Source organism: uncultured Nostoc sp. (assembly GCF_964245575.1).
GTDB lineage: Bacteria > Cyanobacteriota > Cyanobacteriia > Cyanobacteriales > Nostocaceae > Nostoc.
Genome location: NZ_CAXTNP010000354.1, coordinates 1 through 7,022, shown reverse-complemented (window position 1 = coordinate 7,022; position 7,022 = coordinate 1). Strand labels below are relative to the sequence as shown.

General features: G+C 40.1%; 6 protein-coding genes. 3 read left to right on the top strand and 3 right to left on the bottom strand.

Annotated elements, in window-relative coordinates:
* Positions 1-1,078: DUF262 domain-containing protein (locus ACFFAP_RS34090; protein WP_375515360.1), on the bottom strand; the 1,078-nt coding region annotated here is incomplete at its 3' end.
* 108 nt (positions 1,079-1,186) lie between these two features.
* The gene (locus ACFFAP_RS34085) at positions 1,187-2,149 is read right to left on the bottom strand and encodes a 1-aminocyclopropane-1-carboxylate deaminase/D-cysteine desulfhydrase (RefSeq protein WP_375515359.1); all 963 of its coding nucleotides are present in this window, start codon (positions 2,147-2,149) and stop codon (positions 1,187-1,189) included.
* Positions 2,150-2,368: 219 nt separating this feature from the next.
* Between ACFFAP_RS34085 and ACFFAP_RS34080 the strand changes: the two genes are divergently transcribed.
* From ACFFAP_RS34080 to ACFFAP_RS34070, 3 genes are all read left to right on the top strand, one after another.
* Complete coding sequence (locus ACFFAP_RS34080; protein ID WP_375515358.1) at positions 2,369-4,099, top strand: diflavin flavoprotein; 1,731 nt, start codon at positions 2,369-2,371, stop codon at positions 4,097-4,099.
* A gap of 115 nt (positions 4,100-4,214) precedes the next feature.
* Positions 4,215-4,727, top strand: a complete 513-nt coding sequence (locus tag ACFFAP_RS34075; RefSeq protein ID WP_375515357.1) for a phosphate-starvation-inducible PsiE family protein — start codon at positions 4,215-4,217, stop codon at positions 4,725-4,727.
* Positions 4,728-4,838: 111 nt separating this feature from the next.
* The gene (locus tag ACFFAP_RS34070; protein WP_375515356.1) at positions 4,839-6,575 is read left to right on the top strand and encodes a diflavin flavoprotein; all 1,737 of its coding nucleotides are present in this window, start codon (positions 4,839-4,841) and stop codon (positions 6,573-6,575) included.
* Between the two features lie 98 nt (positions 6,576-6,673).
* Here ACFFAP_RS34070 and ACFFAP_RS34065 read toward each other — a convergent pair whose 3' ends face one another.
* Entirely contained in the window at positions 6,674-6,898 is a 225-nt protein-coding gene (locus ACFFAP_RS34065; RefSeq protein ID WP_375515361.1) for a hypothetical protein, read from the bottom strand.
* Positions 6,899-7,022 lie beyond the last annotated feature (124 nt).

Sequence of the window (7,022 nt, the reverse complement as noted above, 5' to 3'; positions counted from 1 at the left end):
GATAGAAATATCGGTAAGGAATTAATCTTCCACCCTTTATATGCAAAATATTATCAAAGAAATCAAAAGTTTTAGCAACGGCTATTTTAAAATCAGACCATACAGCTTCAATATGTTCTGTTTTTAGCTTATTAAGATACATATCAGTAATATTTTGTATCCCAGCTTCGGGAAATTCAAGTTTTACTACTCCAGCTAGCATCTGGAGCAATGTCCAATTATCAATATTGGCATATTGACTACTAGAAATAGTTTTTTTAAATTTATCAAATAATTCACGAAGATAGAACCCAGAGATATTATTTGTCTTATTTTCAGAACGAAAAGTCTTAGCAACCACAATATCAAAGATATCCAAGGGTTTACCAGCTTGATTAATCCGCTCAAATATTTGACAAACTTCCGCAACTTCAATACCTCTTAACTCAATAAAGGAAATTTTGTAATTAGTCAAAACTTCCCTGATTCTCCTAAATTGTTGCATATAAGGATGATCGAATTCTCCATTAACATTTACATAAATATTTCTTTCTATTTGCCCACGGTCTTTAATTATATCTATTAAGCTGACAATTAGTTTATCTTGATAACGTTGTTTTTTCCCAATATTTGCTTTTAGCTGACCATCTCTATCGTCTATTTCGTCCCAAAACAAAAACCTTTTTGCATAGCTTGTATCATCAGTTGCATCAGTAAGTTCAATAGTCAAATCTATATATAGGGTTGGATTAAAGTTTTCATTGTTAGCAATCTTGCCCCCATAGATTGATGTTAAGAGAGAAGTTGTTCTTTGTTGTCCATCTAAAATGTACTGATACTCATTAGAGTAAAAATTATCAGCAAATTTTATACCACCTATTTCTCTATGACTTTCTAGCTTTGTATTAGTTTTCCAAATTAGAATACTTCCTAAAGGATAAAACTTATAAATACTATCCCAAAGTTTTTTTACATTCTCTTTCTCCCAGACAACATCTCTTTGAAAAGTTGGAATTTGATACTTATGTGAGAGAAGATTTTCCAAATAGAGAGGAATAATCTGAGCATCCGGTTTAATACGTTCAGTAGATGTAAACATAGAATTAACCTTACCTAACTTTGAGTAAATATCAAGATTGGCGTCTGAATTTTACTTGGGTTAGTAAAATTCCATACAAAGATAACTGATATTTAATTAAGTGGCAACTCAGATTTTAGAAAATATCTGCAAACTTTTCTCCATGCCAACGTTGCCCTGTAAGCCGCCTGTGTGTACCAGCAGCAACGAATCGCCTTTACAAAAAAATCCCTGCTTTAGTAAATCCATCACTCCGTAAAACATTTTAGCGGTATATACGTAATCAAGGGGTACGCCATGTTCCTGTGTGAACTGCTGGCTGAACAGTATTAACTCGTCGTTCACCTTTGCATAACCGCCAAAGTGGTAATCACATACCAATTCCCAGGAAGCGGGAGAGCTATATGGTGCGGGTAAACCAGAGGCGAGGTAATTTGTCAATAAACTTTTGATTTCTGGTGCGAGAAAAACCCCATTTTTCAATACTGGAAAAGCGATCGCTCTTTGTCCTTCATGCAACGAAAGCGCAATACCTGCTAGTGTGGTAGCTGTACCGCAGGCTACGCATATATGATCAAATGCGATCGCCGAAGGCGGGTCTTCGACCATCGCACGATCAATTATCTCTGTACAGCCCCGCACACCATTTAAATTACTCCCGCCTTCGGGAATGATAAACACCTCGCCGAAACGTTGTCGCAGATATTCCTCTAACGCTGGTGTGTTGCACTGTCGATACATCTCGCGGTTCAGATATGCAAGCTGCATACCCTGTTGTACAGCAAAACTCAGCGTAGGATTCAACGGTAGCCTTTCCTCGCCACGAATTACACCAATGGTACGAAAACCGAAAAGATTACCAGCCGCCGCAGTTGCATAAATGTGATTGGAATAAGCACCGCCAAAGGTTAGCAGCGTCGTGAAATTTTTCTCCTTGGCCTCCAGAAGATTATATTTCAGCTTGAACCACTTGTTGCCGTTAACCCACCGGTGCATGAGATCGAGGCGCAACACATACAGATCAACACCAGCGTGGCGGGCGATTTCGCTGTTGATTTGTTGTAGAGGAGGAGGAAGAAAGGTTAACGACATGTGTCAACATTCTAACTTATAATTTATATTTTCTCACGTTCATTATTGAATATAAAAGTAATGATAAACATTGAGTAATTCAATGGTAAATCCATGCAAATCAAGAATAAATCTTTCTGATGATTAGCTTTAGAAATTGGCATTTTACTAATTGAGTGTTTCAGGTAAATATAGAAACATAACACTCGCTCCAGATAATATTCTTTTTGGAGAAAAGAAATGGTTGCAATCACACAGCTTACTCAAGTTATTCCCAATCCAGGACGTTTGACGATTCAAACTGTTGAAATTGCTCCTCAAACGACTGCTATACGTTGTCTCGACTGGGATCGAGAACGTTTTGATATAGAGTTTGGTTTACGGAATGGTACAACCTATAATTCTTTCTTAATTCAAGGAGAAAAAGTTGCCTTAGTTGACACATCTCACCTCAAGTTTGAGGAATTATATCTTGAGGTAGTGGCGGGATTAATTGATCCGGCTAAAATAGATTATTTAATTATCAGCCACACGGAACCAGACCACAGTGGATTAGTAAAAAATATTTTGGAATTAGCTCCCTCCATTACTGTTGTTGGTGCAAAGGTAGCTATTCAATTTTTAGAAAATATGGTTCACCAGCCTTTTAAATCAATGCAGGTGAAAACTGGAGAGCGATTAGATTTAGGCAACGGACACGAATTAGAATTTATCTCTGCACCTAACTTACACTGGCCTGACACAATCTTGACTTATGACCACAAAACTTGCACTCTCTACACTTGCGATGTGTTTGGGATGCACTACTGTGATGACCACACTTATGATGAAAATATTACTTCAATAGAAGAAGATTTTCACTATTACTATGATTGTCTCATGGGCCCCAATGCCCGATCTGTCTTAACAGCTTTAAAGCGGATTGAAAAGTTAGAAATAGGAACAGTTGCTACGGGACATGGGCCTTTATTACAACACTATATCTCGGAATGGCTCGGACGCTATCAAAACTGGAGTTCAGAACAAGCAAAAACAGAGACATTAGTGGCTCTATTTTATGTTGAAGATTACGGGCATAGCGAGCATTTAGTCCGTACCATAGCGCATGGATGCGCGAAAACAGGCGTAGCAGTAGAATTAGTAGACCTCAATAGTGCCGAGCCTCAAGAAGTTCGAGAATTAGTTGCACAAGCTTCTGGTTTAGTAATTGCAATGCCACCCCAATCTTCGGTGATGATTCAAGCTGCTTTAAGTACAATTTTAGCTGCTATTCACAAGAAGCAGGCAATTGGTTTATTAGAGTCGGGAGGGGGAGAAGATGAACCTGTTTATCCTTTACGTAATAAGTTTCAAGAACTGGGATTAACTGAAGCTTTTCCTCCTATCTTAGTTAAAGAAGTTCCTACCCAAGCAACAGAACAACTTTGTGATGAAGCGGGGACAGATATGGGTCAATGGTTGACCCGCGATCGCACCATTAAACAAATCAAATCTATCAATACCGAGCTAGAAAAAGCTTTAGGGCGGATTAGCACAGGATTATACATCCTCACTGCCAAAAAAGGAGAAATTCAAAGTGCGATGTTGGCTTCTTGGGTAACACAAGCGAGTCTTGAACCTTTAGGAGTAGCGATCGCAGTATCCAAAGATCGGGCAATTGAATCCTTGATGCACGTTGGCGATCGCTTTGTTTTAAATGTTTTAGAAGAAGGCAAATATCAAGGATTAATGAAACATTTTCTCAAGCGTTTTCCTCCTGGTGCAGACCGCTTTGCTGGAGTGAAAACATATCCAGCCAAAAATGAATCGCCCGTTTTAGCGGAAGCTTTAGCTTACATGGAATGTGAAATTACTAGCCGCATGGATTGTGGAGATCATTGGGTAATTTATAGCACAGTCCAAACTGGAAGAGTTGCCAACCTACATGCACTTACCGCCGCCCATCACCGTAAAATTGGCAATCATTACTAAATAGTCATTTGTCATTCTTTTTATCTCCTTTATTTCCCCTGCTTCTTACAGACGCGATGAATCGCGTCTCTACCCACTCTTGTACAGACGCGATTAATCGCGTCTCCCAACAACTATGTATAAATCTGCTGAAAATACCTCGATTACCATGTACGAGATCAATCGTGGGCGCGTTGTGCGAACCTTGGAATTTATCCAAGATGTAATTGTAATTTCTTTGTGTATCGGTTTATTTAGCTTCATGGTGCTTCAGGTGAGAGATATGTTTCTCTCCTTACTTCCGCCTCTAGATTTTCATGCTGTTACTGCCGATATTCTCTTTTTACTTATCTTAGTTGAGCTATTCCGATTGTTGATTATTTACCTACAAGAACATCGAGTATCTATTGGGGTAGCTGTTGAAGTTTCCATCGTTTCTGCTTTGCGAGAAGTCATTGTTAAAGGTGTCCTAGAAACAAGTTGGAGTCAAGTTTTAGCAACTTGTGCCTTTTTATTAGTGCTGGGAATACTACTGTTTCTCAGAGTTTGGCTACCCCCGACCTTTGAAGGTATAGACCCGGAACAAGAAGCATCTAAACGCTATAAAAACCGAGCCAAGTCTGAATTAACACAAACCAATGGTCATTAGGCACAAGCAGGGGGAGTAGGGGAGGCATAGAGAAAGAACTATTAATTATTTATCCATCCCCAATGCCCAATCCCCAATGCCCAATCCCCAATCCCCATAAGAGAGGTTATTATGTCTGCTGCAACATTAACGCCCAACCATAGCAGAGATGTACAAGTTGTTGAAATTGGTAAAAATACTCTGATTCTGCGATCGCGGACTTGGGACAGACTAAAATTTGAGGTGGAATATTCCCGCCAACGGGGAACTACAGCAAATTCTTATCTGATTCAAGCTGATAAAAAAGCTTTAATTGACCCTCCTGGTGAATCTTTTACCGAAATTTACCTTCAGCAACTTGCACAACATCTAGACTTCACTACCCTAGATTACATTGTTCTGGGTCATGTCAACCCCAACCGCAGCGCAACTCTGCAAGTATTGCTCTCTCAGGTTCCTCAAGCCACTATAATTTGTTCTCGCCCCGCCGCTAATGCTCTTAAAACTGCCTTTCCCGAATGGGAATCACGCATCCAAGCGGTGCGATCGCAGGATACTCTAGATTTAGGACAAGGACATCATCTATCATTTACCACCGTACCAACTCCTCGGTGGGCGGATGGACTTTGTACCTACGATCCCGCCACAAAAATTCTTTACACAGACAAACTTTTTGGCGCTCATATTTGCGAAGATACTTTGTTTGATGAAGATTGGAAGGGATTAGATGCGGAACGTCGTTACTATTTTGAATGTCTCCATGCGCCCCAAGCCAAACAAGTTGAAGTAGCCTTAGATAAGTTGTCAGCTTTGGGAGCCAGATGTTATGCCCCAGCACACGGCCCGGTTGTCCGTTACAGCCTTAGCCGTTTTACCTATGATTACCGTCAATGGTGTCAAGGACAAAAATCTCAGGAGTTGAGTGTCGCTTTGCTCTATGCTTCTGCTTATGGAAATACAGCAACTTTGGCGAATGCGATCGCTCAAGGTTTGATCCAAAATGGAGTTAATGTAGAATCAATCAACTGTGAACTAGCCGATTCTGCGGAGATTAACCGCATTGTTGAAACTTGCGATGGCTTAATTATCGGCTCACCGACTTTAGGCGGCCATGCACCAACTCAAATTCAAACTGCTTTAGGAATAGTTCTCTCTGTGGCGGCTAAAACTAAGTTAGCAGGGGTGTTTGGTTCCTACGGTTGGAGTGGCGAAGCAATAGATTTAATCGAAAGCAAGCTCAAAGATGCTAATTATCAACTAGGGTTTGAAACAATTCGAGTGCGTTTTAGTCCGACTCCTGAGATTCTTCAGCAGTGTCAAGAAGCAGGTGCTTTCTTTGCCCAAAACTTGAAGAAAACTAAAAAACTGCGGACTTCCCGTCAGGTTGTCACAGAAACCCATGTAGATCGTACTGAACAAGCGGTGGGGCGGATCATTGGTTCTCTGTGTGTTGTGACAACTCGTGATGAAGAAATCCACAAAGGGGTTTTAACTTCTTGGATATCTCAGGCAACTTTTAACCCTCCAGGAATTATGATTGCGATCGCTAACGAGCAGAATGCAGATTTAATGCATCATCCTGGTGATAAATTTGTGCTGAATATCCTTAGAGAAGGAAGAAATGTCCGACGCTATTTTTCTCGTCATAGCACTTTAGGAGATAATCCCTTTGCAAATCTTGACACAAAAACTGCTCTTAATGGTTGTTTGATTTTGAATGAGGCATTAGCCTATTTAGAATGTACGGTGCAAAATCAACTTGAATGTGGTGATAGATGGTTAATTTATGCCGTCATCGATCGCGGTGAAGTGTTGGAAAATGATGGTGTCACTGCTTTGGAACATCGTAAATCTGGCAGCTATTATTAACCTGACTTTTCACGGTATTTGAAAAATCTCACTTCTATTTCTCTCTTCCTTTAAGGAGAGAGACTTTGAATTTCCCCCTTAGGGCGTCGGGAAGGCGGTTAGGGGGTTAGGTTTTTTGTAAGCTTTCCTACATAACGTGAAAAGTCAGGTACACACAAGTCTTTTATAATTGCAATGGCATTGTTTCGGCTAACAATGCTATTGTTTCGGCTAACAATGGCATTGTTTCGACTGACAATGCTATTGTTTCGGCTAACAATGGCATTGTTTCGGCTAACAATGCTATTGTTTTGGCTAACAATGCTATTGTTTCGACTGACAATGCTATTGTTTCGGCTAACAATGGCATTGTTTCGGCTAACAATGTTACTTCTCTACTAAAAAAGCCCAATCAAGTATAGGACTCATATTTGATTGCGTGAAAAAAACTCAGTACACCTTTATTCC